This window comes from Caballeronia sp. (assembly GCF_049581465.1).
Lineage (GTDB): Bacteria > Pseudomonadota > Gammaproteobacteria > Burkholderiales > Burkholderiaceae > Caballeronia.
Map to the genome: position 1 here is coordinate 1 of NZ_JBAUSA010001224.1, position 2,221 is coordinate 2,221.

The following is a 2,221-nucleotide window of genomic DNA, read 5'->3' on the forward strand; positions in this document are numbered from 1 at the left end:
CCCTAATCCAAATGACCGCGTTCGTCGTGACGCAGACGCGTTAATTCTATCGACTTTGCCGTAGACGTGCCGACGCGATGAGCAGGGCGCAGCGCATCCGGGAGCCGATCCCACTCGATCCGGGAAATGTGCATTCCAGCCACAGGGGTTAATCGCGTGAGAGGTCAGTTATAGAGTGTCCTCACGCCTGAACAGCACTCCGTCGACCCCCCAAAAAACCACTCAGGGAATAACCGTGAAATCACTAAGCATCATCGTTCTGGTTTCTTCGCTGTCCTTCGCGCCCACTGCCTTCGCGCAGACCTCAACATCATCGAACAGCAACGCACAGGGACAACAGGCAGCCGCGCTGGCCAAAGCGAAATCGTCGTCGGATCAAGAGACCTGTGTCGGTCCCGCGAGCTACTGCACCCTGTATTTCGGAGGAAGCAGATTTACCTGTTGTGCCTGACGAGTAGGATTCGGAACGCCGCATAGCACTAAAAGAGCTAGCGCAATGGATACCCGATCAAGCCGTAGACAAGGAAGAGACCGCCATGCATGAAGACCGGATTCGCAGTGCATCGTTGCGCGCGAAAGTGATGTCCAGCAACGACGCCGCGAAGTTGATTCACGACGGAATGTGGGTTGGCACAAGCGGATTCACGCGAGCAGGGGACGCGAAGGCGGTGCCGGCGGCACTCGCTGAGCGCGCAAGGACCGAGTCCGCGCCGCTTCGCATCACGCTCGTGACGGGCGCGTCTCTCGGCCATGATACCGACCGTATGCTGACCGAAGCCGGCGTGCTTGCACGTCGCATGCCGTTCCAGGTCGACACCACATTGCGCCGCGCGATCAACGCGGGCGAAGTCATGTTTATCGATCAGCACTTGTCGGAAACGGTCGAACTGCTGCGCGCGAACAAGATCGGCCCGCTCGATGTCGCGATCATCGAGGCGGTGGCGATCACTGAGACGGGCGGCATCGTACCATCGACTTCGGTGGGCAATTCAGCAAGCTTCGCCGTGCTCGCCAAGAAGGTGATCGTCGAGATCAATCTTGCCCAGCCGCTGGCGCTCGAAGGCATGCACGACATCTGGATCCCGGGGCGGCGGCCAGCGCGCGAACCGCTGCCGATCATGTACCCGTCCGATCGTGTCGGCACCTCCGCCATTCAAATTCCGCCCGAGAAGATTGCTGCCATCGTCATCACCGACATGCCCGACAGTACATCGAGCGTGCTGCCCGGGGATCCGGAAACTGGCCTCATCGCGGGTCACCTGATCGAGTTTTTCCAGCATGAAGTCTCGCGGGGCCGCTTGCCGGTGCGCTTGCCGCCTTTGCAGGCCGGCATTGGCACGATTGCGAACGCGGTGCTGTCGGGCTTCGGGGCATCTCCCTTCGAGGCACTGACGATCTACTCCGAGGTCCTGCAGGATTCGACCTTCGAGTTGATCGAGGCGGGCAAGGTTACGTTTGCCTCGGCGGCCTCGATCACGCTGTCACCGGCTTGGAACGAGCGGGTGTTCGGTCACCTCGATCGCTATCGCGACAAGCTCGTACTACGGCCTCAGGAAGTGAGCAATCATCCGGAAGTGATCCGCCGGCTCGGGTTGATCGCAATAAACACAGCGCTCGAAATCGATATATACGGCAATGTCAATTCAACCCATGTCGGCGGCACGCACATGATGAACGGCATAGGGGGCTCCGGCGATTTCGCGCGCAATGCGGCGTATGCGGTGTTCGCGACCAAGTCGATTGCGAAAAATGGCCTGATTTCCAGCATCGTGCCCATGGTTCCCCACAACGACCACAACGAGCACGATGTGGATATTGTCGTAACCGAGCAGGGCCTTGCCAACCTGAGCGGGCTCGCACCGCGTGAACGGGCAATGCTCATCGTCGAGAAATGCGCGCATCCAATGTATCGTGATTTGCTTCGAGAGTATTATCGCGATGCTTTGAAACACGGTGGTAACACCCCACATGACCTGCAAAAGGCATTCTCGTTCCACACGCGCTACCAGGCTAGCGGATCGATGCTGAACTGACGATTCAAAAAACGTTTCGCTCAACGCAGGAGTGGTCAAACCACGCCGCCCGCTCCATCACGCGCTCGCCCTCAGTGTCGCCCGTCGCGCGCCTTCTTTATCCGCTAAAGCAGCCACTAGCCATCAATAAGAAAATCTGCTCATTGATGGCTAGTGGCTGCTTCGTGTGGCCGAGCGTGAAGATGAAC

1 protein-coding gene is annotated in these 2,221 nt (G+C 58.8%); it reads left to right on the forward strand.

The features are described from left to right. The first annotated feature begins 536 nt into the window (after positions 1–536). Positions 537–2,033: an acetyl-CoA hydrolase/transferase family protein gene (locus WCA53_RS29865; RefSeq protein WP_423919814.1), complete on the forward strand. Its 1,497-nt coding sequence runs from the start codon at positions 537–539 to the stop codon at positions 2,031–2,033. Positions 2,034–2,221: the final 188 nt, after the last annotated feature.

Bases quoted from the DNA above. Each gene is read 5' to 3' on its own strand.
- WCA53_RS29865 (WP_423919814.1), top strand. From the start codon at position 537: ATGCATGAAGACCGGATTCGCAGTGCATCGTTGCGCGCGAAAGTGATG.